At 67.8% G+C, this 22,922-nt stretch carries 23 protein-coding genes; 13 read left to right on the top strand and 10 right to left on the bottom strand.

The features are described from left to right. Positions 1-22 precede the first annotated feature (22 nt). The 5 genes from AC1DR1_RS15870 to AC1DR1_RS15850 all read left to right on the top strand — a co-directional run bounded on the left by AC1DR1_RS15870 (position 23) and on the right by AC1DR1_RS15850 (position 3,683). Positions 23-433, top strand: a complete 411-nt coding sequence (locus AC1DR1_RS15870; protein ID WP_229996083.1) for a TOBE domain-containing protein — start codon at positions 23-25, stop codon at positions 431-433. Then, positions 430-1,245, top strand: a complete 816-nt coding sequence (gene modA / locus AC1DR1_RS15865; RefSeq protein ID WP_476992869.1) for a molybdate ABC transporter substrate-binding protein — start codon at positions 430-432, stop codon at positions 1,243-1,245. The genes AC1DR1_RS15870 and modA overlap by 4 nt, the downstream gene beginning before the upstream one ends. A gap of 8 nt (positions 1,246-1,253) precedes the next feature. Beyond that, entirely contained in the window at positions 1,254-2,075 is an 822-nt protein-coding gene (locus tag AC1DR1_RS15860) for an ABC transporter permease (RefSeq protein WP_229996081.1), read from the top strand. Beyond that, the gene (locus AC1DR1_RS15855; RefSeq protein ID WP_476992868.1) at positions 2,072-3,121 is read left to right on the top strand and encodes a sulfate/molybdate ABC transporter ATP-binding protein; all 1,050 of its coding nucleotides are present in this window, start codon (positions 2,072-2,074) and stop codon (positions 3,119-3,121) included. The genes AC1DR1_RS15860 and AC1DR1_RS15855 overlap by 4 nt, the downstream gene beginning before the upstream one ends. A 130-nt stretch (positions 3,122-3,251) precedes the next feature. Then, positions 3,252-3,683, top strand: coding sequence for an SRPBCC domain-containing protein (locus AC1DR1_RS15850; protein WP_476967256.1), 432 nt, complete (start codon positions 3,252-3,254; stop codon positions 3,681-3,683). Between the two features lie 51 nt (positions 3,684-3,734). Here the strand turns inward: AC1DR1_RS15850 and AC1DR1_RS15845 are convergent, their stop codons facing one another. Next, positions 3,735-4,307, bottom strand: a complete 573-nt coding sequence (locus AC1DR1_RS15845) for an MOSC domain-containing protein (RefSeq protein WP_229996078.1) — start codon at positions 4,305-4,307, stop codon at positions 3,735-3,737. A gap of 209 nt (positions 4,308-4,516) precedes the next feature. Then, a complete protein-coding gene (locus AC1DR1_RS15840; RefSeq protein ID WP_476992867.1) occupies positions 4,517-5,530 on the bottom strand; it encodes a medium chain dehydrogenase/reductase family protein in 1,014 nt (337 codons plus the stop codon). A 123-nt stretch (positions 5,531-5,653) separates the two neighbouring features. Here AC1DR1_RS15840 and AC1DR1_RS15835 point away from each other — a divergent pair, with 123 nt between their 5' ends. The 3 genes from AC1DR1_RS15835 (at position 5,654) to AC1DR1_RS15825 (ending at position 7,474) form a co-directional block, all read left to right on the top strand. Further along, positions 5,654-6,085 (top strand): ArsR/SmtB family transcription factor, encoded by a 432-nt coding sequence (locus AC1DR1_RS15835; protein ID WP_364744174.1) that lies wholly within the window; start codon positions 5,654-5,656, stop codon positions 6,083-6,085. 12 nt (positions 6,086-6,097) lie between these two features. Further along, the gene (locus AC1DR1_RS15830; RefSeq protein WP_229996114.1) at positions 6,098-6,595 is read left to right on the top strand and encodes an SRPBCC family protein; all 498 of its coding nucleotides are present in this window, start codon (positions 6,098-6,100) and stop codon (positions 6,593-6,595) included. A gap of 90 nt (positions 6,596-6,685) precedes the next feature. Beyond that, positions 6,686-7,474 carry an alpha/beta fold hydrolase gene (locus AC1DR1_RS15825; protein ID WP_476967258.1) on the top strand — a complete coding sequence of 263 codons (789 nt, stop codon included), beginning with the start codon at positions 6,686-6,688 and terminating at the stop codon, positions 7,472-7,474. A 31-nt stretch (positions 7,475-7,505) separates the two neighbouring features. Here the strand turns inward: AC1DR1_RS15825 and AC1DR1_RS15820 are convergent, their stop codons facing one another. Then, positions 7,506-8,237 carry a TetR/AcrR family transcriptional regulator C-terminal domain-containing protein gene (locus AC1DR1_RS15820; protein WP_476967259.1) on the bottom strand — a complete coding sequence of 244 codons (732 nt, stop codon included), beginning with the start codon at positions 8,235-8,237 and terminating at the stop codon, positions 7,506-7,508. A gap of 131 nt (positions 8,238-8,368) precedes the next feature. On the opposite strand from AC1DR1_RS15820, the gene AC1DR1_RS15815 reads away from it, so the two are divergent. Further along, positions 8,369-9,085 (top strand): DUF2306 domain-containing protein, encoded by a 717-nt coding sequence (locus AC1DR1_RS15815; RefSeq protein ID WP_229996117.1) that lies wholly within the window; start codon positions 8,369-8,371, stop codon positions 9,083-9,085. A 164-nt stretch (positions 9,086-9,249) separates the two neighbouring features. Continuing rightward, positions 9,250-9,789 (top strand): DinB family protein, encoded by a 540-nt coding sequence (locus tag AC1DR1_RS15810; protein WP_476992866.1) that lies wholly within the window; start codon positions 9,250-9,252, stop codon positions 9,787-9,789. Between the two features lie 107 nt (positions 9,790-9,896). Here AC1DR1_RS15810 and AC1DR1_RS15805 read toward each other — a convergent pair whose 3' ends face one another. The 4 genes from AC1DR1_RS15805 to AC1DR1_RS15790 form a co-directional block, all read right to left on the bottom strand. Continuing rightward, the gene (locus tag AC1DR1_RS15805; RefSeq protein ID WP_229995778.1) at positions 9,897-11,648 is read right to left on the bottom strand and encodes a thiamine pyrophosphate-dependent enzyme; all 1,752 of its coding nucleotides are present in this window, start codon (positions 11,646-11,648) and stop codon (positions 9,897-9,899) included. 275 nt (positions 11,649-11,923) lie between these two features. Next, entirely contained in the window at positions 11,924-13,438 is a 1,515-nt protein-coding gene (locus AC1DR1_RS15800) for an amino acid permease (protein ID WP_364744165.1), read from the bottom strand. Positions 13,439-13,512: 74 nt separating this feature from the next. Beyond that, positions 13,513-14,445 carry a glutaminase gene (locus AC1DR1_RS15795; protein WP_229995772.1) on the bottom strand — a complete coding sequence of 311 codons (933 nt, stop codon included), beginning with the start codon at positions 14,443-14,445 and terminating at the stop codon, positions 13,513-13,515. Next, positions 14,442-16,040 carry a PucR family transcriptional regulator gene (locus AC1DR1_RS15790; RefSeq protein WP_229995773.1) on the bottom strand — a complete coding sequence of 533 codons (1,599 nt, stop codon included), beginning with the start codon at positions 16,038-16,040 and terminating at the stop codon, positions 14,442-14,444. Before AC1DR1_RS15790 ends, AC1DR1_RS15795 begins: the two co-directional genes overlap by 4 nt. A 384-nt stretch (positions 16,041-16,424) precedes the next feature. Between AC1DR1_RS15790 and AC1DR1_RS15785 the strand changes: the two genes are divergently transcribed. Continuing rightward, positions 16,425-17,363, top strand: coding sequence for an MBL fold metallo-hydrolase (locus tag AC1DR1_RS15785; RefSeq protein ID WP_229995774.1), 939 nt, complete (start codon positions 16,425-16,427; stop codon positions 17,361-17,363). Positions 17,364-17,384: 21 nt separating this feature from the next. On the opposite strand, the gene AC1DR1_RS15780 is transcribed toward AC1DR1_RS15785, so the two are convergent. Both AC1DR1_RS15780 and AC1DR1_RS15775 read right to left on the bottom strand, forming a co-directional pair. Beyond that, positions 17,385-19,412, bottom strand: coding sequence for a glycosyltransferase family 2 protein (locus tag AC1DR1_RS15780; protein ID WP_476992865.1), 2,028 nt, complete (start codon positions 19,410-19,412; stop codon positions 17,385-17,387). 184 nt (positions 19,413-19,596) lie between these two features. Further along, positions 19,597-19,830, bottom strand: coding sequence for a hypothetical protein (locus AC1DR1_RS15775; protein ID WP_229995776.1), 234 nt, complete (start codon positions 19,828-19,830; stop codon positions 19,597-19,599). Between the two features lie 223 nt (positions 19,831-20,053). Here AC1DR1_RS15775 and AC1DR1_RS15770 point away from each other — a divergent pair, with 223 nt between their 5' ends. Continuing rightward, positions 20,054-20,647 (top strand): DnaJ family domain-containing protein, encoded by a 594-nt coding sequence (locus tag AC1DR1_RS15770; RefSeq protein WP_414645466.1) that lies wholly within the window; start codon positions 20,054-20,056, stop codon positions 20,645-20,647. Between the two features lie 10 nt (positions 20,648-20,657). Here the strand turns inward: AC1DR1_RS15770 and AC1DR1_RS15765 are convergent, their stop codons facing one another. After that, positions 20,658-21,689, bottom strand: coding sequence for a LacI family DNA-binding transcriptional regulator (locus AC1DR1_RS15765; protein WP_364744152.1), 1,032 nt, complete (start codon positions 21,687-21,689; stop codon positions 20,658-20,660). A gap of 172 nt (positions 21,690-21,861) precedes the next feature. On the opposite strand from AC1DR1_RS15765, the gene AC1DR1_RS15760 reads away from it, so the two are divergent. After that, a complete protein-coding gene (locus tag AC1DR1_RS15760) occupies positions 21,862-22,914 on the top strand; it encodes a Gfo/Idh/MocA family oxidoreductase (protein WP_364744149.1) in 1,053 nt (350 codons plus the stop codon). The last annotated feature ends 8 nt before the right edge of the window (positions 22,915-22,922 follow it).

Raw genomic sequence — 22,922 nt, 5'->3', positions numbered from 1 at the left:
GCAAATAGGAGATCATGGAGCTATGCCGAAAATTCGCGTATCAGAAGCCGCACGTTTTCTCGGGGTCAGTGACGACACTGTCCGGCGCTGGACCGAGAACGGAATCCTCACCCCGGTCAAGGATGACTCCGGCCGGCTGGCCGTGGACGGCCTGGAACTTGCCCGCCTCGCCCGCGACCAGGCCCAGCTGCCCGAAGACCCCGCCCGCGTGGGCAGCTCGGCCCGCAACCGGTTCGTCGGCCTGGTCACGGGCATCACCGAGGACAAAGTCATGGCGCAGGTTGAGCTGCAGTGCGGCCCCTTCCGCGTTGTGTCCCTGATGAGCAGTGAAGCCGTCCGGGAACTGGGCCTGGAGCTCGGATCCGTCGCCACTGCCGTGGTCAAAGCCACCACGGTCATCATCGAAACGCCCCACGGAAAGAGCGTCATATGAGCCTGCCCCGCCGGCACGTCACCGCGCTGCTGGTCGCCGGCGCCCTGACCGCGGGCCTGGCCGGCTGCGCCTCCGGCGCGCCCGGGGCCACCGGAGGCAGCACCGCCGCGGCCGGCGGGTCCACCACGCCGGCTCTCACCGGAACGATCACCGTCTTCGCCGCGGCCTCGCTGAAGGCGACCTTCACCAAGCTGGCCAGCGACTTCGAGGCGGAGCACCCCGGCACCAAAATCGCGCTGAACTTTGCAGGCTCCTCGGATCTGGTCACGCAGATCACCCAGGGCGCCCCGGCCGACGTCTTCGCCTCCGCCGACACCAAGAACATGACCAAGCTGACCGACGCGAAACTGACCGACGGCGCCCCGGCCAACTTCGCCACGAACACCCTGGAGATCGCGGTCCCGCCGTCCAACCCGGCGTCGATCAGCTCGTTCGCGGACCTGGCCAGGCCGGGCGTGAAGGTCGTCGTGTGCGCACCCCAGGTTCCCTGCGGCGCCGCGACCGACACCGTCGAAAAAGCCACCGGCACCACCCTGGCGCCGGTCAGCGAGGAATCCTCCGTCACCGATGTCCTGGGCAAGGTCACCTCCGGTGAAGCCGACGCCGGACTGGTCTACGTCACCGACGTCAAGACCGCCGGCGACAAGATTAAAGGCATCCCCTTCCCCGAGTCGGACCAGGCCGTAAACACCTACCCGATCGCCACCGTCGGCACGAGCCAGAACAAGGAGCTGGCCGCTGCCTTCATCGCGACGGTGACCGGCAGCGAGGGCAAGAAAGTCCTGAGCGACGCCGGATTCGGCACCCCGTAAAGGACAGCATGAACCGACGCAGCGGCACCGGGTACACCGGCATCCCGCCGTGGATCTACGCCATCGCGGCGGCAGGGGCAGTCTTCGTCCTGCTGCCGCTGGTGGCCATGGTGGCCAAGGTCAACTGGCCGCAGTTCATCCCGCTGATCACCTCCGAATCTTCACTGACGGCACTCGGTCTGAGCCTGCGGACCTCGGCAACCAGCACTGCCGCCTGCGTCGTCCTCGGTGTGCCGCTGGCGCTCGTTCTTGCCCGGAGCCCGTTCCCTGGCCAGCGGCTGCTGAGGGCCTTCGTCCTGCTGCCGCTGGTCCTGCCTCCCGTGGTGGGAGGCATCGCCCTGCTCTACACCTTCGGACGCCAGGGGCTCCTGGGCAGAAGCCTCGAAATGGCCGGCATCCAGATCGCCTTCTCCACCACCGCCGTCGTCCTCGCCCAGACCTTCGTCGCCCTGCCGTTCCTGGTGGTCAGCCTCGAAGGCGCCCTGCGCACCGCCGGCAACAAGTACGAGGCGGTCGCCGCCACACTCGGGGCACGCCCGAGCACTGTGCTGCGCCGGGTGACCATCCCGCTCGTGCTGCCCGGCCTGGCCTCCGGCGCCGTGCTGTCCTTCGCCCGCAGCCTGGGCGAATTCGGGGCCACCCTGACGTTCGCCGGCAGCCTGCAAGGCGTCACCCGCACCCTCCCGCTGGAGATCTATTTGCAACGCGAAACCGACGCCGACGCCGCCGTCGCGCTCTCCCTCCTGCTGGTCGCCGTGGCTGTGGCCGTCGTCGGGCTCTCTTACCGGCGCCCCCGCGTCGACGCAGCACCGGAAGGGGCATTCCGGTGACCTTTCAGCTGGACGCAACACTCGCTGCACGGGGCTTCGAGGTCTCCCTCAGCCTCGGACCGGCCGAGACCATCGCCATCCTGGGCCCGAACGGGGCCGGGAAATCGACCCTCCTCTCGATCATCTCCGGCCTGCTGCGCCCCGACGCGGGCAAGGCCGTACTCGGCGGCAGGGTCCTGTTCGACCTGGCGGCAGACAAGAACATTTGGAGGGCGCCGCACACCAGGGGTACGGCGCTCCTGGCCCAGGAGGCCCTCCTCTTTCCCCACCTCAGCGCCCTGGACAACGTCGCGTTCGGGCCCCGCAGCGCCGGCGCGTCCAGCGCCGCGGCCCGGGAAACGGCCATGCGCTGGCTGGCCGAAGTCGACGCCGGGGACCTCGCCGCGCGGCGACCCGGACAGCTCTCCGGCGGCCAGGCCCAGCGCGTGGCCGTGGCCCGTGCCCTCGCCGCCGACCCTGAGCTGCTGCTGCTCGACGAACCCATGGCCGCCCTCGACATCCACGCCGCCCCGCTGCTCCGCCGGCTCCTTAAACGCGTCCTCGCCGGCCGCAGGGCCATCATCATCACCCACGACATCCTGGACGCACTGATGCTGGCAGACCGGGTGATCGTCCTCGAGGACGGCCGGATCAGCGAGGCAGGACCGACCCGCGAAGTCCTCGAAAGGCCGCGCAGCCGGTTCGCCGCCGGCCTGGCCGGGCTGAACCTGGTGGCCGGCACCGTCAGTGACGCCGGCGTCACCACCGCCCAGGGGATGGTGGTTGCGGGCCACCAGGACGGCACCCTCGGCCCCGGGCAGGAAGGCGTGGCGGTCTTCCCGCCCTCGGCAGTGTCCGTGTTCCTCACCGAAGAGCACGGCAGCCCGCGAAACTCATTCCCCGTGAGAATCACGGACCTTGAGCCGCACGGCGATCAGATCCGCGTCCATGCCGGAGGCCTCTTCGCCGACATCACCCCGGCCGCGTCAGCCGACCTCGGCCTCACCCCCGGAATGACCGTCCACTTCGTCATCAAGGCCGCCGCCATCGCCATCTATCCAGCGTAGGCGGCGGGCGGGGCAGCGGCTCGAAAGATGCCGCGGTGGCGGGACGGGCTTACAGACGTTCTGATCGGCGGAGTAGTCTCGGTGCCGGGCGCTGCCGGCGCTGACCGAATCTGTGAGGAAAGGGAACGCTATGACTGGGAAGTATGTGGCGACGTCGACCATCACCATCGAGGCGCCCGCAAGCCGCGTATGGTCCGTGCTCACCGACCCTGCCGCCATCAAGGAGTTCATGTTCGGCACTGATGTCGCGACCGACTGGACGGTCGGCGGACCCATCGTGTGGCGCGGCGTTTGGGACGGCAAGGCGTATGAGGACAGGGGCAGCGTCCTGGAGTTTGAACCCGGCCGGCGGCTCGTTGTCACGCACTTCAGCCCGCTGAGCGGCCAAGAGGATGCGCCCGAGAACTACCACACGCTCACCTGGACGCTCGGGGACCGGGCCGGCGCCACGCAACTGACGCTTTCGCAGGACAACAACGCAAGTGCCGAGGAAGCCGAGCACTCGAAGGGCATGTGGGACAGTCTCGTCAAGGGCGTGAAAGCGATCGCCGAGCGGGATTAGCCCGAGCGGGCTCCCACTGCGGGTTCGGGTACCGGCCGCGGCGCGTGTGGGCTAGGGCAGCCGCGACGGGCGCAGCAGCGTGGCGATGCCGGCCTGCCCGGGCTCGAGCGGCACCGGGCTGACCAACACGGCCGGCCCGCGACTCAGGATGCCGTTGGAGAGCGGTTGGCAGCGCACGCCTCCCCGCCCGCGCATGGCGGCGTGGGCACCCGGGGCGAGCATCCGGTCCATCCAGGCGCAGGGGTGGGCTGGCCGTCCGGCCCGGAGCCGGACCACGTCCCCTCTCGATTCCAGCGCGAACTCTTCGCCGAGCAGGGGAGCGAGGTGTGCGCCCCTGAGGACAACATTGCGCCGGGTCAGGAGCGGGTCGAAGGGCTCGGCTCCCAGCTCTGCGGCCATCGCTTCGAGGGCCTCGATCGAGAGGAGGGTGACGGCGGCGTCCATGTGGGCGGCCTTGCCGAAGAACCGGTCGCCGACGATGCCCTTGCCGGCCACCAGTTCGACGCGGTCCGCGTCTGCGGTGGGGACCTGGGCCGCGCCATCCCGTGAGCGGCCGAAGTAGGCGTGCGCCGGCGAGACGAGGAGGTGCAGGACCTCGACGTCGTACCTGTAACTTGCCGTCATGCCTCCAAACTATCCTTCATCGCCGGCCCGGGCACGCCGATGGTCACAGGGGCGGCGGGGCTGCGGACTGCGGCGCGGCGGGGCGGCGCGCGAATTCGCCGGACACGTGCGGGCTCGCCGCAACCTTCCGGCGAGCTCGCGGGTTTCCGGCGAACTCGACGGTCGGCCGTAGGCCGTGCGCGTAGTGCCGCGGCGGCGGCCATGCCGGCTTAGGGCACGAGCACGATCTTCCCTTTCGCCGCGGTGCTCCCCAGCAGTTCATGGGCGCGACGAACCTCGGAAAGCGGCAGACGCTCGGCCACCACCGGGTGAATCTCGCCGCGGCGGAGCATCTCGAGCAGCGCGAGGAAGTCCGCCTGGAACCAGTCCTGGTGGTGGATGCGCAACTTCTGAATGCGGTAGGACAGCACCTTTCGGCGGGGTGAGAGCACGCCCCAGACCGCGACGCTCCCGGTTGCCGCATACCAGGCGATCACCCCGGGCCAGTTCTTGCGCCCCCGCGTGATGGTGGCGTAGCGGCCGAACACGACCAGCCGTCCGCCGGGCCGCAGTGCGCGGAAGGAGCGCAGCGACACCGGTCCGCCGAGCCCGTCGAGGGCAACGTCCACGCCGTCGCCGGTGAGCCCGCGCACCCGGGCCAGGAAGTCCTCGTTGTGATAGTCGATCGCCACCGCGCCCAGCCGCTCCGCCGCCTCACAGTCCGGGCCGGAAGCGGTCCCGTAGAGACGAAGGCCTGCCAGCGCTCCGAGCTCGAGGACGGCGGTGCCTACCCTGCCGGCCGCGCCGTGAACCAGAACGCTCTCCCCGGACTTCGCCTTGGCCGTGCGGTGAAGCAGCTGGTATGCGGTCATGTAGGGGAAGACGAGGCTCACAACCTCGGCCGGGTCGAGGTCCTCGGGCACCGCGACGGCGTACACCTCCGGCACGCAGACGCGCTCGGCGTTGGCTCCCCACACCGTCAGCGCGCCGATTCGGTCTCCCATTCGTACCCGCGAGCAGCCGGGCCCGAGCTCATCAACGATGCCGACGAGCTCGTAGCCGGGCGTGAACGGCGGCTTCGGCCCGCCGAGATACGTGCCGACCCGCAGCTGGGTGTCGGTGAACGAGACACCCGATGCCAGGACTTTGACGCGGACTTCGCCCGGACCTGGCCGGGGATCGTCGACCTCCATTACCTTTAGGACCTCGGGGCCGCCGAAGCGGTCGATCACCACACGCTTCATGGGCTCACTCTACGCTCGCCGCACAGCCGGCACATCGGCTCAATGCCGCGCAGCGTCAGGGCCATTCGGGACAGTTCCGCCGCCCATTGACACGCCCGAGCGTCCCGACTATTCTACAACCAAATGGTTGTAGATCAGCTCCAGGCCCAGCTCAGCGACGAAGAACTTGACCGCCTGTTCCAAGCGTTCGCCGATACGACCCGCCGGGACATCGTGCGGCGCGTGACAATGGGCGCGTACTCGGTCTCCGGGCTCGCTGCCCTCTACGCCATGAGTTTCGCAGCCGTCCAGAAACACGTGGCGGTGCTGGAACGCGCTTCCCTTGTTTCCAAGGAGAAGCGGGGAAGGGAGCAGATTGTGCGGGCCAACCACGACGGACTGCAGCGGGCCCGCCGCCTGCTGGACGAGTATGAGGTCATCTGGCGGCAGCGCGCCGACCGGATCGCAGACCTTCTCGCCGAAACAGCCACAGCAGAACCTGGCAGGACACAGACAGGCACCAGGCAAACCAGGAACACGCAAAGCAACAAAACTGAAGGAAAAACTGAAGGATAGGAAAGGTTCGTCATGACGGTTATCAGTTCAGTCAAGAATCTTGAGGCGCTGAGCCTCACCATAGTCGCCGAGTTCGACGCCGGAGTTGGGCGCGTCTGGCAAATCTGGGAAGACCCGCGCCTGCTCGAGCGCTGGTGGGGGCCTCCCACATGGCCGGCAACCTTCGAGAAGCACGAGTTTGTCCCGGGCGGTGCAGCCAGCTACTTCATGACGGGACCCGAGGGGGAGAAGGCCCGCGGCTGGTGGCGGTTCGTGACGATCGAGGCCCCGCACCGCTTGGAGTTCGACGACGGTTTCGCGGACGACAACGGCGACCCCGTGGCGGACATGGGGACCATCCACGGTGTTGTGACGCTGGAGCCAATCGGCGACCGCACCCGAATGACCATCCTGTCCACGTTCGAGGCGGAGGAGCAGATGGAGAAGATTGTTGCCATGGGCATGGAAGAGGGCATGGGGGAGGCCCTGGGCCAGGTCGACGCGATCCTTGCCGAGTCCGTCAACGCCTGACCTGCAACGCAAGCGGACGACGGCGGGAATCTCCCGCCGTCGTTCGCCAAGCCCCTGTTCAGCCCGGTACGTGCGGCGGTAATATGCCCTGTGGCATTCACGCACGGTTACGCGGCGAACGGCGACCTCCGCATGTACTACGAGGTCCATGGCCACCCGCGTGCCGGAGAGCCCCCGCTGCTGCTGATTCCCGGCGGAGGCTCGAGCATCGAGACCAACTTCGCCGGCCTCATCCCGGCGCTGCTGGCCGAAAGCCTGCAGGTGATCGCCGTCGATGAGGAAGGCCACGGGCGGACCGCGGCGACCGGCCGGCCGCTCACCGCCGAAGACTCGGCCGACGACGTCAAAGCCGTGATGGACGAACTCAACGTCGACACCGTGGACGTGCTCGGCTTCAGCGCCGGAGGCCACACCGCGCTGGCGCTGGCCATGCGGCATCCGGCCTCTGTGCGGTGCCTGATTGCCGCCTCCACCTTCGTTAGCCGGGACGCCGTCAGCGACGAGTTCTGGGACGGCATGGCGAAGGCCACCCTCGATGAGATGCCGGAGGTATACAAGGACGCGGACCGCCGGCTCAATCCGGAGCCCGGACACCTTGAACGGATGTTCGAGCTGGACCGCCAGCGGATCCTGACTTTCGTCGGCTGGCCGGACGCTGACCTGCAGCGCATCACGGCCCGCACCCTGGTGCTGAGCGCCGACCGCGACGTCATCAGCGCAGAGCATTCCGTGCGCATGGCCCGCGTCATTCCGGGGGCACGCCTCATGATCGTGCCCGGCAGCCACGGCGATTATCTTGGCGAGCTGGCCGCGAGCGGCGGGGACCTGCGGGCGATGCGGACCGCTGTCCCCTACCTGCTGCGGTTCCTGGAGGAGTAGGCGGCAGCTAGGGCGGTGCCGGCGTCGACGCCTATTCCGGCGTCGACGTCCTTGCTGAAGCGGACGTCCAGCGCTGCCGGTGAAGCCGCTCAAAGCCGTCCAGGAGCAGGTCGAGGGCGAACTCGAACTCGAACTCGTCATCGCATCCCTGTCCCACCGCGGAGTCCGTGTGCGCGGAGGCCGTGGCGACCTTCAGGATGTTCGGATAACGCTCGGCCATCTCCCGGAACATGGCGGCCTGTGCCTCCGGCGGTACGGCGGGCGGCGCCTCCGCGCTTCCGCCGGCGGAGTCGTCGAACAGCTCCTGGGTGAACCCCCACATGCGGCTGCCGAGGGCATGCATGACGTGATGGGTCAGGTCCACGGAGAAGCCTCCCGCCAGGAACATGCCGATGAACGAGTCCATGTAGCCAAGGACCGCCGGCGTCTTGTTGGTGCGCGACTCCAGGACCTGCCGGCCCCACGGGTGCATCAGGAGTGCCCGCCGCGCCGAGAGCACCCGCAGGCGCACGGCGTCCTTCCAGCCGGCATCGCGGACGGGAGGATCGATCTCGCTGACGAGGGCGTCCACCATGCCATCGAGGAGTTCCTCCTTGTTGGCCACGTGCTTGTAGAGCGCCATCGGCACGACGCCGAGTTCCTGCGCCAGCCGGCGCATGCTCAGCGCCTCGATCCCTACCTCATCGGCCAGCGCGACGGCGGCAGCCAGGACGCGGTCACGGCTCAACGGTATCCGGCGCGTGCGCTCCGCTTGCTGGGTCATCCGGCCACCTTTCCCTAACGGTTCCCTATTGACAAGTGTACGGCGTACACCTAGCGTGGCCGCATCAGGTGTACGCCGTACACCCCGCTCACGTACTACCGCCGCCAGCCATCCCAGCCAAGGACTACGCCGTGACAACACATGCCAGCAGCGCCCCCGTTCCCCGCGTCCGCCGCCGCCCCCAGTGGCCCGTGCCTGCCGGATTGATCCTTCTCAGCCTCATTCCGGTGATCGCGGGTGCGGCGCGGCTGACGGAACTGACGGGCGGAGCCGTCGTCACGGCCCAGAACGCCAGGTTCTTCGCCTCGCCCGTGCCCGTGGTGACGCACATTCTCAGCGTCACCACCTACAGCCTGCTCGGGGCGTTCCAGTTCCTCCCCGCACTGCGGGGCCGCCGCGGCTGGCACCGGGTGGCCGGCCGCGTCCTGGCACCCGCGGGCCTGCTGGCCGCCCTGTCCGGTTTGTGGATGACCCTCTTTTATCCGCTGCCGCCCGGCGACGGGCCCGCACTTTTCGTCCTGCGAATCGTCTTCGGCTCGGCCATGGCGGCGAGCATCGCCCTCGGAATCGCCGCGGTTGTGCGCCGGGACTTCGTGCGGCACGGCGCGTGGATGACCCGGGGCTACGCGATCGGCGTCGCCGCCGGAACGCAGGCGCTGACGGGCCTGCCGTGGATCCTGCTGGTCGGCCCGCCCGACGAGCCGACACGGGCAGTGCTCCTGGGGTCGGCTTGGGTGATCAACGTTGTGGTGGCCGAGTACGTCATCCGCCGGCGCGCCAGGCGGTTCGTGCGGGTGCCGCGGCCTTCCGGGCGGCCGGCCGTGGCGGGTGCTGTTACGCCGGGCTAGACTGCCGCCGTCGAAGTCGCCGGAAGCGTCCCGGCTCGCCGTACTTTCCCGGCGAAGGGGAGAGATTCCGGCGAGTTCGAGGCCGAGCGCGAGGCCGGCGGGGCGGGTGGGCTGCACCGGCGCGCCACGAGGCCGCCGGAGGCCGCGCCGCTAGACTCACGCGCATGACAATTGTTGACGAGCAGGGCCGCCCGGAACCTCCCCTAGCAGGCGACGAAGCCGCGACCCTCCTGGGATTCCTGGACTTTCAGCGGGCCACGCTGGCGTGGAAGTGCGCCGGACTGGACGCCGCCGGCTTCGGGGCCACTACCGCTGCCTCATCGATGACGCTGGGCGGGCTGCTGAAGCACATGGCCTACGTGGAGGGCGCATGGTTTTCCCATTCCCTGCACGCCCGGGACCGGGAGGCCCCGTTCGACACCGTGGATTGGAAGGCCAACCCGGACTGGGAGTGGGAAACCGCCGCCGGGGACACCCCGGACCAGTTGCGGACCCTGTGGCAGGATGCCGTGGACCGGTCCCGGATCAGTGTCGCGGAGGCCCTGGCCGGCGGTGGCCTGGACCAATTGRCCCGGCGCCCGTGGCCGGACGGGTCGGCGCCGAGCCTGCGCTGGATCCTGTGCCACATGATCGAGGAGTATGCCCGGCACAACGGCCACGCCGACCTCCTTCGCGAGGCCTTGGACGGCGAGACGGGGGAGTAGCCTCGAGGCGGGTCGACGCTACCACCCGTTGCTCTATCAGTCCTGGCGGTCACGGACGCGGAATGACGACCAGGACTGATAGAGCAACCAGGTATTACTGGCGCGATCTAGTATGCCTTGACCCGCTGTTCGACGACGAGGTGGACGAGGGCGAACACGCCGTCCTGGTCGATGGCGGTCAGCGCAGCCTCCAGGGCGGCCGGGACGTCCTGATCCTCGGTCACCGTGATGCCGAAACCGCCGAACGCCCGGGCCATCATGCCGAAGTCGGGGTTCTTCAGCTGCGTCCCCGATACGCGGGACGGGTAGTGGCGTTCCTGGTGCGTGCGGATGGTGCCGTACTCCTGGTTGTCCATCACGATGATGAGCGGTGTGGCTCCGTACTGGGCGGCCGTGGCGAGCTCCTGGCCGTTCATCAGGAATTCCCCGTCGCCGGCGATGGTGACCACGCGGCGCTCCGGGCTGGCCAGCGAGGCGGCGATGGCCGAGGGCACCGAGTAGCCCATGGAGCCATTGCGGGCGCTGATCATCGAGGCGTAGCACCGGGTGGGGAAATACCGGTGCGCCCAGTTGGTGTGCTCGCCCGCCCCGAACGTCACCATGGCGTCCTCCGGCAGCAGCGGCACGAGGTTCGCCATCAGGGTGTCCATTTTTGCGGGCCCGTTGCCGGGTTTCGACGGCGGAAGGCTGGCGAAGGACTGCTGCTCGGCGCGCATCCGGGCCGTCCACGCCTTCCACTCTTCCTTGACGGGCAAGTCGATGTTCACCAGATCCCGGACGAAAGCCTCCGGCTTGGCCAGGATCTGGCGGGAGACCGGGCCGGAGCGGCCGCGCAGCGAGGGATCGATGGTGACCAGGAAGTTCTTCTTGTTCCAGTCCTGCCGGCAGACGAAGCCGTCCGTGATCACGTCCCCCGGGACCGTCCCGACGAAAACAAGCAGATCGGTTTCCTCCAGGAGGTCGTACGTGGGGCGGGGCCGGCCGTAGCCGATCGGTCCCACATAGCTGGGGGAATCGGAGGAGACGGTCCCCTGCGTGCGCCATTCCGCCGCGGCAGGGATGTGGTGCTTTTCCAGCCACCGGGTGAGCTCCCCGGCTGCTTCCTGGGTCCAGTCGTTCCCGCCGGTGACGAAGAGCGGCTTCTTGGACTGTGCCAGGGCTTCGGCGAGGGCGCCGGCATCCGAAGTGCTCATCCCGCCTGCGGCCACCGGGATGGGCGGGTGCAGGGCCGGATCAATCTGTGCGCGGATGATGTCCTCCGGCAGACCCACCACCACTGGCCCGGGACGGCCGCTCATGGCCGCGAACATTGCCTCCGCGACAATCTCGGAGGCCCGCTCGGGGTGGTCGAGGACCATCACGCGTTTGGCCCCCGTGTCGAACCACGCCTTGATGTCGAACTCCTGGAACGCCTCGCGGTCCCGGTGAGCGAACGGAATCAGGCCGACAAAGAGCAGCATCGGGGTGGAGTCCTGCCAAGCGGTATGCAGGCCCACGTGGGCGTTCGCTGCCCCGGGTCCGCGGGTGACCATGGCGACGCCGGGACGCTGGTTCATCTTGCCGTCGGCCTCGGCCATGTAGGCGGCGCCGCCCTCGTGCCGGCAGACCACGGTCTCGATGTCCGAGCCGTGCAGCCCGTCGAGGACGTCCAGGAAGCTTTCCCCCGGGACAACGAAGGTGCGTTCCACCCCGTGCGCCACGAGCGAATCTACAATCACGTGGCCGGCGGACTTGAGGGTGCTGGCGCCGTTGAGGTTATCCAGGATAGCCCCTGGGACCGTCTGTAGGGTTTTGATGGTGTCGCCTTCAACTGGGTGGGTGTCGGTCGCGGTCATGGTGGGTGCAGACTCCGTTTTCATCACTACTTGTCTTCTTGGGTTGGTTGGCGGGCATGGCATGTCCGCTGAACTCAGCGGAGCGGTTGCTGATGCCTAGTCTGTTTCCGGTCCGGTGCAGAAGAAGCAGCCGTCTTCGCAACTGTCGTTCGACGCCGGCGGCTTGCCTGTGTTTGCGGCTGGCGGGTCGAGTTCCTGCAGTGTGCTAGTTCGGCCGGGACTGAGCGGGTTTCGTGGCTTCATGGAGGCTTTCAGGTTGTATGTCGGGTTGTGTGACCGGTCGGCAACAGGATGTTCGATTAGCGGATTGGGGTCCGGCTGGCCAGCACTGGCGCGGCGCCCGTGAAGCCGTCGCGGGTTTCGGCGATGTCGTGGATCTGTTTCCGGCAGGCGTACCAGCCGCCTACCATCAGGGCGCAGGCGACCAAGGTCACCAGCAGCGTGAGCGGGGAGTCGATGAAGACCATGACGAGCACGCCGAGCAGGAACACCAGGGAGAGGTACCCGGTGTAGGGGGCGCCGACCATCCGGAAAGAGGGGCGCTCAAGCCAGCCTTTGTCTGCCCATCGTTTGAGCTGGATCTGGCAGAGCACGATCGTGGCCCAGGTGACGACGATGCCTACGGAGGCGACGTTCAGGACGATCTCGAACGCCTGGCCGGGGACCAGGTAGTTCAGCGGGACCCCGAGGAGGGAGACTCCGGCGGTGATGGCGATGCCGCCATAGGGGACACCGGCCTTGTTCATCCGCTGGGCGAACTTCGGGGCGGATCCGGCCACTGACATGGAGCGCAGGATGCGGCCGGTGGAGTACAGGCCGGCGTTCAGCGAGGACAGGGCGGCCGTGAGGACCACGAGGTTCATGATGACGTCCACGCCCTGGATACCAATGGATCCGAAGAACGTCACAAACGGGCTGACGCCTTTTTCGTACGAGGTGTAGGGCAGCAGCAGGGCGAGCAGAATGACCGAGCCGACGTAGAAGACGGCGATGCGGAAGACCACGGAGTTGATGGCCTTGGGCATGATCCTTTCGGGGTTCTTGGTTTCGCCGGCGGCGGTGCCGATCAGTTCGATCGAGGCGTAGGCGAATAGCACGCCCTGCATGAGGATGATCATGGGCAGCAGGCCGTTGGGGAAGATGCCGCCGTTGTCGGTGATGAGACTGAAGCCGACTTCCTGGCCTTCCACGGGGGTTCCGAACATGACGAAGTAGGTGCCGATCAGCAGGAACGCGACGAGGGCCGCGACTTTGATCAGGGCGAACCAGAACTCGAGCTCGCCGAACACCTTGACGGAGACGAGGTTGAGGCAGAGGACCACGACGAGGGCGATCAGCGCCCACGCCCACTGCGGTACGGCCCCCATCCAGGGGATATATTTGCCGAAGAAGTTCATGTAGAGGGCCACGGCGGTGATGTCCACGATGGTGGTGGTGGCCCAGTTGATCCAGTAGAACCAGCCGGAGATGAACGCGGCTTTCTCTCCGTAGAATTCGCGGGCGTAGGACACGAACGATCCTGACGAGGGCCGGTGCAGCACCAGTTCCCCCAGGGCGCGCAGGATCAGGAACGCGAAGAAGCCGCAGACGGCGTAGGCGATGACCAGTGACGGGCCGGCCGCGTTGAGCCGGCCGCCGGCGCCCAGGAACAGGCCGGTTCCGATGGCGCCGCCGATCGCGATCATCTGGATCTGCCGGGGCTTCAGGCTCTTGTGGTATCCCGAGTCCTCCGCATGGATCAAGGCATCCGAAGCGTGGGCGTGGCCACCATCAGCCTGGTACAAGCCAACCTCGTCATTGGGGTTGTTGGGCATGGGTGTTCCTTTCGATCTGTCAGAGATCTAAATGGGTTCTGGAGGGAGGTTGTGGGGTACAGCCAGGCGTCAGATCAGAAGATCGACCACCCGGTGCGGTCGGACAGGTCAGCGAGAGCCGCCGTGCCTGCCAGGGAATTTCCCTTGGAATCCAGCCGCGGGCTCCAGACGCAGATGGCGCACTCGCCGGGGACGATCGCCAAGATGCCGCCGCCCACACCGCTTTTCCCCGGAAGTCCCACGCGGTAGGCAAACTCGCCGGCTGCGTCATACATGCCGCAGGTCAGCATGATGGAGCCGATGCGCTTGGCCTCGCTCCTGGAGATCACCGCGCCCTGCGCTCCGCGACCATCCTGCGCGAGGAAAAGACCTGCCTTGGCCACCTCCACGCAGGTCATCATGATTGAGCACTGCCTGACGTAGTTCTCGACCACTGCCTGTGCGGGCCGCCGCAGGTTGCCGAATTCCTTCAGGAAGTGGGCGAGGGCCAGGTTGCGGCTGCTGCTGGAGAGTTCACTCCTTGCGGCGATCTCGTCGATGAAAGGACCCGGTTGACCGACCTGGCCGTTGAGGAAACGCAGGACCTGAGCGGCGGCGTCCGGAGATCTTTCCATCAGATGGTCGGTGACCACCAGGGCGCCGGAGTTGATGAAGGGGTTCCGCGGGACCCCGTGCTCGACTTCAAGCTGGACCAGGGAGTTGAAGGACGTCCCTGACGGCTCGCGCAGGACCCTGGACCACAACGAGCCGGAGTCATCGGCGCTGAGGGCCATCGCCAAGGTGAAGACCTTGGAGATGCTCTGGATGGAGAACGGAAGACCGGCGTCGCCGGAACTGAACACTTCCCCGGACGTCGTGGCAACTGCGATGCCGAAACGGTCGAACGGCGGGGACTGCAGGTGGGGAATGTTTGCGGGAACTGACCCCGCTTCCGTCCGGGGCCGGTGGCTGCGGACAATGTCATCCAGTACTAGGCCAAGCGGCGGCGAATCGAGTGCTGTCATCATTTCTTGCCCAGGTGCTCCTTCTGCGTGCCGGCCCACTCCTGAACATGAAGCAGGGCGACCAGTGAATGGCGGGGATTGCCGAGGTCCAGCCCGGTGATCCGGCTGACCTTGCCGATCCGGTAGTAGACGGTGTTCTTATGTAGCTGCATCCGCTTGGCGCACTCGGCCACGTCCAGGGAAGCGTCGAAGAAGGCCCGCAGGGTTTCGGCCAGTTCCGCGTCTTCGCGGAGCAGGGCCCAAAGGCTGCGGTGCCGGAAGGCCGCCGTCGTAAAGTTCTCCACGGCGTCGTGGAAGAGGATCTCGGCTTCGAAGTCGTCCACCTCGGCCACCGGGGCTTCGCCGGACCGGCGCATGCAGCCCAGCAGGGCCTCGGATATTCCGGTCACGGAATGGAGGGAGAGCAGGTCGGCGACCGTGGGTCCGACGGCGGCAAAGGTGCTGATGCCGAGGTGCTTGGTGGCGTCCTTGACGATTGCCTCGGCCAGGCTCCGCAGCCCGGCGCCGGCGTTGGCGGACTGGAGTCCGGGAAGGATCACGGCGGTGTCGCCACGAAACTGTCCCACGATGGCTGAGGGCTTGTAGGCGGCCGCATGGATTGAAGCGAGGTTTGCCAGCTCGCCGTGTTTGAGTGCGGCGTCGTTCTCCTGGGCTTCGGATGCCGAGAGGCCAATCAGGATCAGGGCCGCGGGACGGTCCGCAGGGATTTTCTCGCTGTGTGCGCTCGCCGCAGCCTCGGCGGGACCCGACAGGAGGCGCACGATCCGGTCCTCGCGCATGTGCACGGACTGCTGGTTGCGGTACCGGATCAGCTCGGCGGAGGCCCGCGCGGCTGAGCCCGTGAGCACGTAGTCGACGTCGTCGCCGAAGCCGCCGCCGGTTTCCTGGAGCCATATGTAGCCCATGATGCGGTCGCCGGCGAACAGGCTGATGGCAACGCGCTCCCGCAGGCCATCCTGAGGCCGGGCAGGCACCCGGACCGGCAGGCGGGTCCGGTGCAGCTCACGGTAGGCCCCGAGGTCCTTGAGTAGAAGTTCGTACTTGCGCGGGCCGCGCCGGGCCAGAATCGAGGCCTTGCGCAGCTCGTCAATGGCGTTGGTGACCGTGGAGTACGCCAGGACCTTGTTGGCGGCGTCCTCGATCACCACGTGGCTGGAGGTCAGGCGGGCCGTGGTCTGGGCGATGGCGAAGAGGTCTTCCTCGAGCAGGGTCAGTACTTCGCTCTGGTAGCTGGGCGGCTGGATCCTGTCCTTGGCGATGGACAGCAGGCGGTCCCAGTCTGCCGCCGGGTCCACCAGCAGCAGCCCGGTTCCGGCGGCGCGCAGCAGCTCTTCCGCTTCCGCCAGTTCCTCGTGGCTGCCCTTGACCGCCAGGACCAGTGGAGGGCTTTTCAAGAGGCGCCGCACCGCCGGCAAGGCGGAGCGTCCGCGCACGCCGATCAGCAGGACAAACGCAGACCCGCCGTCGGAGGTCTCGTCGTCGGCGTCAACGATTAGAAAGCGTTCGATCGCCGCGTCCGTGCGGGACGGCCGAAGCATCAGGCTGGCGAAACCGAGGGGGAGATCCGCGAGGATGTCGTCCACTGTAGCTGCGGCCATGGGCTTCCTTCTGACATCGGCACCCGCCCGGACTGCTTTGTCCGGACACCTCATGCTATCCAGCCGCTCTCGCCAAAAGTATAGAAAATATCCTAAATTACGCAGCCAGTTTTAGGTCTGCGGACCAAGGCGGGGGACCTACTCCGCGTTACCGGTAATTTGTGGTTATTTGTCGGCGAGAGGCGCACCCCATGCAGCCCAAAGCCAACACCACCCCATCGTTTGCTCCGTAAGTGCCGTAATCACTCCTCAAAAGGGCATCTACGGAGCAATCGACGGGGTTTGAGGACCGGAAAGGGACCGGTCATCATGGAGTGTTGGTGCGTCATTGCGGACCTGACGTCCGCCGCACCGCCGCTAGCACTGACGCACACAGGAGAACGCATGGAGACGCCCCCGGAGCTCATTGACTTCACCGCAGGCCACGCCCGTTCCGGTGATCTGGACGTTTCCTGGATCCACGGATCAGAATCGGCGAAGCACAACGCGGACCCGGACATCCAGGTCCATGCCTACGACGAGCACACCTTCATCCTGCGCCAGAACATGGCGGTCAACTATGAGGCGCCGTTCATGTTCCTGCTGTTCGGCAGCGCCCGGGCCGTGCTCATCGATACCGGCGCCACCGCATCCCCGGACTTTTTCCCCCTGCGCCGCGTTGTCGACGGCCTCATGGAAACCTGGCTTGCCGCTCATCCCCGTGACGGCTACCGGCTCCTTGTCCTCCATACGCATCCGCATGGCGACCATGTTGCGGGGGACGCCCAGTTCGCCGGCCGCCCCGGCACCGTCCTTGTGGACGCGGACCGGGACAGTGCGTGGGAATTCTTCGGATTCACCGGCGCTTCCGGCAATACCGGCGACGACGGCGGCGGCGGGTTTGGCGGCGGCGCTTCGCCGGCAGACGTGGAGCCGGCGCAGGTGGATCTGGGCGGCCGCGTCCTGCAGTGCTGGCCCAGCCCGGGGCACCACAACGCGGCGGTCACGTTCTACGATCCCCACACCGGGTTCCTCCTCACCGGGGACACGGTCTATCCCGGCCGGCTGTACATCCAGGACTGGCCCGCGTTTGTCCGCACCATCGACCGGCTGATCGGGTTCTGCAGCACCCACCCCGTCACCCACGTCCTGGGCTGCCACATCGAAATGTCGCGGCAGCCCGGCGTCGACTATCCGGTCTTCACCACGTACCAGCCCGACGAACCACCGCTGCAGATGACCGTCGAGCAACTCCGGGAGATCCGCCGGGCCATCGCCGAGGTAGGCGGACGCCCCGGCCGGTACGTGTTCCCCGGCTTCATCCTCTGCCTCGAAGGGGCCTGAGGCGGCAGCTGTCGGTGACCCTCAGCGGCCCCGCAGCGACGCCGCGGCCGGGACGCCGGGCGGGAAATCAGGCAGCGCCCCTGCGGGCGTGTGGAAGATCCACAACGACAGCGCACGGTAGGTGGCCCAGTCGTCGTCGGCCGCCTGCAGGGACGCGATCTCGGTTCCGTCCGGCTGCCCGGTGGTGCGGATCACCTGCAACCGGACCGGGGCAGCCTCCGGCAGCCGGAGCGTGACCGGCCCCGAAGCCGGCAGCGTTCCGCGCGGGAAACGAACCGCAGCGCCACCGACCGAAATGTCCAGCAGCTCTCCGCCGGCGCCTTCGGCTTCCACCGGCGCGGACACCTCCATCCGGTAGGCGTTGCGGCGGGAAGTGGCGAATTCGGCGGCCCGGATCCGCCGCGTCCCGAGAACCAGGACCACGCCGGCGAGCACCAGCCAGGCGCCGGAGGCCACGGTGGAACCGGGCGTCGTGCGCCAGGGCACCAGCCCGGCCAGTCCGGCCGCCGCGTACAGAATCACCGCGGCGATGAGGACAACCATCACGATGAGGATTCGCGGCGTCCGGCCCCGGAGCCGGAGGTCGGCGGCGCCCTTGGGCGTCACCTGGAACTCCAGGATGTTCCGGGACATGAGCCACCAGAGGCACGCGAGGCCTACCGGGACGCGGAAGATCCGCAGGGCGAAGGCCGTGGGCCAGTGGATTTCGTTGCGCATGAGCTGCTTTGACCCCCACAGGCGCACGGTGAACATGACCAGGAAGACCCCGGTGAAGAGCAGCGGGCCGGCGGTGGAGGTCTGTGCCCCGGACAGCATGATCACTACCGGAATCAGGAAAGCCACCAGCGTGGCGATGCCCTCCAGCCACCACAGCGTGCCGTTGAGGTACTCGTGGTAATTCCGCCACGACATCCAGCCCTTCGCCGCCCACAGTTTCTCGTGGACGAGGATCTGCATCGCGCCCATGCCCCAGCGCCGGCGCTGCAGCAGGTACTGGTCCGGCGTCGCCGGTGCGAGCCCGACGGCGAGCGTCTGGTGGTGGTAGACGGTCCGCCAGCCGCGCCGGACGAGTTTGAGCGTGGTGTGCATGTCCTCGGTAATCGTCTCGGTCGCCACGCCGCCCACCTCTTCCAGGGCGCTCAGTCGCAACAACGACGTCGACCCGCACCAGAACGGCCCGGCGTCGGGAACGTTGCGGGACGCCATGAGGACGTTGAAGAAGGTGCCCTGCTCCCCGGTGATGCCGTCGTCGTCGAACGCGCCGCCGTTGTAGAAGGACTGCGGGCCCTGGATCAGGGCGATCTCGGGGTCTTCGAACCAGCCCAAGGTGGCGGTGAGGAATGTGGGCAGCGGGACGTGGTCGCAGTCCAGGACGGCGATGATGTCGATGCCGGGGCCGCCCGCGGCCTTTTCGGCGGCCATCAGGCCCAGGGCGTGGTTCATGTTGCCGGCCTTGGCGTGGTCGTGGACGGCCCGGCCGACGTACCGGGCACCATAGGCGATGCACATTTCCTCGACCCAGGGCCGGTCGCCGTCGTCGAGAACCCACGTCTCATGCGCCGGGGCCAGCTCGCAGGCGGCGGCGACCGTGGGCGTCAGAACCTCGATGGGCTCGTTGTACGTGGGGATCAGCACCGCAACCCGCATGCCGTTCGGGGCCTCCGTCACGGGCGCCGGGGGATGGCTGTCGATGTTCCACACGGACCACGCCTTCAGGATGAGGCCGGCCAGCGGCAGGGCATCGAAGGTCACCAGAATCCAGGCGATGGTCAGGTTCCATTCACCCGACGGCATCGTGAACAGGACACGCCACGCCAGGTACAGGACGAGGGCTGCGATGGCCGCGACACCGCCCACATGGGCCAGCCGCCGGGAACGGGGCGCCTCCGGTCCGGGAGGTCCCAGACGCGCGGCCCAGCCGGCAATGCCGGCACGGGCCAGCGCGGTGGCATCAAGTGGTACGGGCCGTGGCGCAGCGGATGTTCTTCCGGCGGAGAGTGGTTCAGCCGGTGCGCTCTCGGCGCGCAGCCGCAGATCTTCACGAGGCACGTGATCTCCCTCAGCTAGATCCGGTGCTCAATGTCCGATCAGCGTAGCCGCGCGGCGGTGTTTTTGGCCGGGTTGTCCGCAATCCTTGGACAATACTGCGTCTGGGGTGCCGTGCGGGAGGCGCCGCGGTCCATCGGGCTCTGTTAGGGCCCGCCACTTCGTTCAAAGCGGCTTCGTCTGTGAATCAGTGCGCTGCCAGGTTGTTCGCGTCCTCGGGCCCGACGAAGTTGCATGAGCCCGGATGACGCACGGGCAGCGAGCAGGTGCGCCCGGTGGGTAGGTGGACGTTGGCGCACCGTCCGGCCATGGCCACGTCTTCCCGGACATGTGTGACGTGGGTGCTGCTGAGCGCCTCGGTTGCTTCCTCGCGACTGGTGGGCTGGGGGTTTCCGGATGCACTGTGCTCTTGGCTGTTCACGGCTGGAACTCCTCGGGATTTGCTGTGCAGGAAGGATGGGAAGGATGCTTAGTTTGGCCGAAGTCCCCAGCCTCGCACGGGCGGGTTAACACGGGGTTACGGGGGCGTAAGGTTCCCGTCTCGGCGGGGACACCCCTTTGCCCCCGCCCGCCTGTTCCTCATACTGGAAGGGCAGATCCGCGATGCCGGCAGGCGAGGACGGTGGTGGCTGATGAGCAGTGGGGTGAGCGGTTCAAACAGCGTGTTCCGGCGCCGCGTGGAGCGCGCCGCGGAACTTCGTAGCGTCCGGGCCTCGGGCAGCACCGCCCAGGAGAACGATGCGCTCAACGCCGCCGAGGAGGAGCTCCGGCAAAAGCGCGCCAAGATCGACGACGCCGCGAAGGCCGAGTACCTGATCCGGGACGCCATGGCGCAGGGCAAGTTCGACAACCTCAAATATGCCGGCAAACCTATTCCGGGGTTGGGGGAGGCGTATGACCCCGACTGGTGGGTCAAGGGCCTGATCCAGCGGGAGAACATCTCCGGCCTGGGCCCGAAGGCGATCCTGCTCCGCACCGAGGACGCCGAGCTGGATGCCCGTCTGGATGCCCAGTTCAGCGAAAAGCAGGTGCGCGAGATCGTGGAGGACTTCAACGCCCGGGTCATCGATGCCCGGCGGCAGCTGCAGGGCGGGCCGCCGGTGATCACCAAAACGCGCGACGTCGACGTCGAACTGGACCGCTGGCGGGGCCGCCGGGCTGCCGCGGCCACCGCTGACCCGCCCGAGCCGGAACCAAAGCAGTCCTGGTGGCGGCGACTCTGGAACGGGGCCGGCTAACCGGCTCTGGCTAAGCGCTGTCCGGGGCGTGCCCGGTGGAGCCCCGGACCACAAGCTGCGTTGGAACGAGGTACAGGCGCTGCGGAAGATCCCGGGTTTCCCGCCGTTCCAGGATGAACTTCCCCGCCTGCAGGCCCACGGCGAAGTTGCCGTTGTCCACCGAGGTCAGGGACAAGTGGCGTATGCGGGCGAGGTACGTGTTGTCGTATCCGACCAGCGAGAGGTCGCCCGGTACCGTGAGGCCCTGGTCGGCGGCCGCTGAGAGCGCGCCGATGCAGGCGAGGTCGTTGAAGGCGAAAATCGCGGTGGGCCGCTCCGGTCCGGCGAGCAGGCGGTGGGCGGCGTCGGATCCGCTTTCCTCACTCATGCCGCCGGCCACGACCCAGGGATCCAGCCCGGCATCCCGCATCGCATCCTCGTAGCCGGCCCGTCGCAGCCGGCCGATCTCGCCGGGGCCCTGAAGGTGGGCGATGCGCCGGTGCCCGAGGGCGATGAGGTGCTCGGCCGCCTGGCGGGCACCGGAGGCGTCGTCGTCAACCACGATGTCCGCTCCGGGCAGGGCGGGCTCCCGGGTGCCGGCGAGGACCACCGGCACACTGGCGATGGCGGCCTCCAGGGCGGCTTCCTCTGAGGTGGTGCCGACCACCACAATGCCGTCGATGCGCTGCTCCAGCAGGGTTTCCACGGAACGGCGGCCCACCCGGTGGTCGGTGTAGGAATCGACGAGGACGGGGGAGACGCCGGCTGCGTGCAGCGTCGCGCTCAGGCCCTCGAGGAGTTCGACAAACCAGGGATTCCGGAGGTCGTTGAGCAGCACGCCGACAGTGCCGCTGTGCGGGCTGGAAAGCCCGCGGGCAAGCTGGTTAGGCCTGTAGTCGAGCTCGGCCATCGCGTCCAGGACGGCCTGCCGGCGGCCGGCGCCGACGTTGGAGGATCCGCCCAGCACCAGGGACACGAGGGATTTGGACACCCCGGCGCGCTCGGCGACGTCGCGGATGGTGGGCCGGCGGGGCGGTTGGCCGGGGGCCGGCGGGTGGTTCATGGCGCTCCTCCTCTGGATGCCGTCCCAGCATAAGGGGTTGACGAGCGTCACCGACAAAGTCCATTATGGACCGGTCCAAGTGGTTGTCCAATAGTGTTTGTCCAGCAGTGAGGAATTGTTATGAGTGCACCACAGTCGCCGAAGCCGGCCCGCCCCGAGACAGGAGGCTGACGTGCTGCGCTTCGCCCTCCTGGGGGCCGGTTTCATCGGTTCCGTTCACGCCGCCAACCTCGCCGCCCATCCCGGCGTCGAATTTTCCCGCGCCTATGACATCGACCAGAACCGAGCCAAGGCCCTGGCTGACACGCACGGAACCCGCACCGCCCGGGACCTGGACGAGGTGTTCGACCCCGAACAAATTGACGCGGTCTTCATCGCCTCCTCCACCGACACCCACGCCCAGCACTTGGTCCGCGCCGCCGACGCCGGGCTGGCCGTATTGTGCGAGAAGCCGATTGACCTGGACCTTGACCGGGCCCGGGAGGCCGCCGCCCACGCAGCCGGCCGCGCCGTCCCGGTCATGGTCGACTTCAACCGCCGCTTCGACCGCGACTATGCCGAACTTAAGCGGGTCATCGACGCCGGTGAGATCGGCGACGTCGAACTCCTCCAGCTCACCACCCGCGGGCCGGCCCTGCCGCCGCTGTCGTACATCGCCACATCAGGCGGCCAGATGCGAGACCAGACCGTGCACTTCTTCGACCTCGCCCGCTGGCTCACCGGGCTGGACCCGGTGGACGTTTTCGCCGTCGGCTCCGCCCTGTCCGATCCCCGCCTGGCCGAGTACGACGACGTCGACACCTCCGCGGTCACGCTCCGGCTGCCCACCGGTGCGCTGGTACAGATCGACAGCGTCCGGCGCACGGGCTACGGCTACGACGAGCGGATCGAGGTCATGGGCTCCGCGGGCCTGGTCGAGGCAGGACGCCGCCGCACCGGAGCCGTGTCCAGGTACCGCGCAGGTCAGGTGGTGGACGACGGGCTGCACCCCGGCTGGTTCGAACGCGTCCAGCCCACCTACGCCGCCGCCCTGGCCCACTTCGTCGCCGCGGTGGAAGGCGGAACGACCCTGACGCCCTCGCTCGACGACGGGCTCAAGGCCCAGGCCATCGCGGAGGCCGCCACCCGCTCCCTGCACACGGGCCGCTCGGAGCGGATCGAGTACACGGCCATGACTGCCTCCGGGCACGTTAACGGCGCCCACCCCACGGCGGCCCGCTCATGACCGGGAAC

The organism is Arthrobacter sp. P4_F10 (assembly GCF_056401435.1).
Note: the sequence above shows the minus strand (reverse complement) of the source record. Positions and strands in the feature narration are given on the sequence as shown.

Excerpts from the sequence above, each read along its gene's own strand:
- AC1DR1_RS15870 (WP_229996083.1), top strand. The coding sequence starts at position 23 with ATGCCGAAAATTCGCGTATCAGAAGCCGCACGTTTTCTCGGGGTCAGT.
- modA (WP_476992869.1), top strand. The coding sequence starts at position 430 with ATGAGCCTGCCCCGCCGGCACGTCACCGCGCTGCTGGTCGCCGGCGCC.
- AC1DR1_RS15860 (WP_229996081.1), top strand. The coding sequence starts at position 1,254 with ATGAACCGACGCAGCGGCACCGGGTACACCGGCATCCCGCCGTGGATC.
- AC1DR1_RS15850 (WP_476967256.1), top strand. The coding sequence starts at position 3,252 with ATGACTGGGAAGTATGTGGCGACGTCGACCATCACCATCGAGGCGCCC.
- AC1DR1_RS15845 (WP_229996078.1), bottom strand. The coding sequence starts at position 4,307 with ATGACGGCAAGTTACAGGTACGACGTCGAGGTCCTGCACCTCCTCGTC.
- AC1DR1_RS15840 (WP_476992867.1), bottom strand. The coding sequence starts at position 5,530 with ATGAAGCGTGTGGTGATCGACCGCTTCGGCGGCCCCGAGGTCCTAAAG.
- AC1DR1_RS15835 (WP_364744174.1), top strand. The coding sequence starts at position 5,654 with ATGGTTGTAGATCAGCTCCAGGCCCAGCTCAGCGACGAAGAACTTGAC.
- AC1DR1_RS15830 (WP_229996114.1), top strand. The coding sequence starts at position 6,098 with ATGACGGTTATCAGTTCAGTCAAGAATCTTGAGGCGCTGAGCCTCACC.
- AC1DR1_RS15820 (WP_476967259.1), bottom strand. The coding sequence starts at position 8,237 with ATGACCCAGCAAGCGGAGCGCACGCGCCGGATACCGTTGAGCCGTGAC.
- AC1DR1_RS15805 (WP_229995778.1), bottom strand. The coding sequence starts at position 11,648 with ATGAAAACGGAGTCTGCACCCACCATGACCGCGACCGACACCCACCCA.
- AC1DR1_RS15800 (WP_364744165.1), bottom strand. The coding sequence starts at position 13,438 with ATGCCCAACAACCCCAATGACGAGGTTGGCTTGTACCAGGCTGATGGT.
- AC1DR1_RS15795 (WP_229995772.1), bottom strand. The coding sequence starts at position 14,445 with ATGATGACAGCACTCGATTCGCCGCCGCTTGGCCTAGTACTGGATGAC.
- AC1DR1_RS15790 (WP_229995773.1), bottom strand. The coding sequence starts at position 16,040 with ATGGCCGCAGCTACAGTGGACGACATCCTCGCGGATCTCCCCCTCGGT.
- AC1DR1_RS15785 (WP_229995774.1), top strand. The coding sequence starts at position 16,425 with ATGGAGACGCCCCCGGAGCTCATTGACTTCACCGCAGGCCACGCCCGT.
- AC1DR1_RS15765 (WP_364744152.1), bottom strand. The coding sequence starts at position 21,689 with ATGAACCACCCGCCGGCCCCCGGCCAACCGCCCCGCCGGCCCACCATC.